Here is a 751-nt window from a genome sequence, read left to right as displayed (position 1 = left end):
ACTCCGTCTTCCTCGAGGACGCGGTCGTCGTCTTCGGCGACCACGCCGTGATCGCCCGGTCCGGAGCGGAGTCCCGCCGCGGAGAGACGGCGGGCGCCGAGGAGGCCGTCCGCGCCCTCGGCCTGACGGTCGACCGCATCGAGGAGCCGGGCACGCTCGACGGCGGCGACGTCCTCAAGGTGGGATCGACGGTCTACGTCGGCCGCGGAGGCCGGACCGACGCGGCGGGGGTCGCCCAGCTGCGCGCGATCCTCCGCCCCCGCGGGTACGACGTCGTCGCGGTCCCGCTGACCAAGGTGCTGCACCTCAAGAGCGCCGTGACCGCGCTGCCCGACGGCACGGTCATCGGCTGGGAGCCGGTCGTCGACGAGCCGCGCCTGTTCCCCTCCTTCCTGCCGATGCCCGAGGAGCCGGGCGCCCACGTGGTCGTCCTCGACGACGACACCCTCCTGATGGCCGCCTCCGCTCCCCGGAGCGCCGAGCTGCTGCGGAGTCTGGGCTACCGCGTCCTCACCGTGGACGTCTCGGAGTTCGAGAAGCTCGAGGGCTGCGTCACCTGCCTCTCGGTCCGCGTCCGCTGACGGCGGAGGCGGGGGAACCGCCGGATCGCGGCGGCCGCTGGACGGAGCACATAGCCGGGGTATAGCCTTCAAGGCTGCCCGAAGCTCTCCGGCCCGGTGGCACCTCCCGCCTCCGCCGTCAGCGGACGCGGACCGAGAGGCAGGTGACGCAGCCCTCGAGCTTCTCGAAC

The 751-nt window shown here is 73.5% G+C and carries 1 protein-coding gene; it reads left to right on the top strand.

Annotated features, from left to right (window positions below; all coding sequences use genetic code 11):
• Positions 1 to 581 (top strand): dimethylarginine dimethylaminohydrolase family protein (locus tag C5C27_RS17565; RefSeq protein ID WP_374954451.1); only part of this gene is annotated, 581 nt, incomplete at its 5' end.
• Between the last annotated feature and the right edge of the window lie 170 nt (positions 582 to 751).

The organism is Rathayibacter sp. AY2B7 (genome assembly GCF_002931635.1).
GTDB lineage: Bacteria > Actinomycetota > Actinomycetes > Actinomycetales > Microbacteriaceae > Rathayibacter.
The sequence above is the reverse complement of the archived record's forward strand: the minus strand, read 5'-3'. Positions and strand labels throughout refer to the sequence as shown.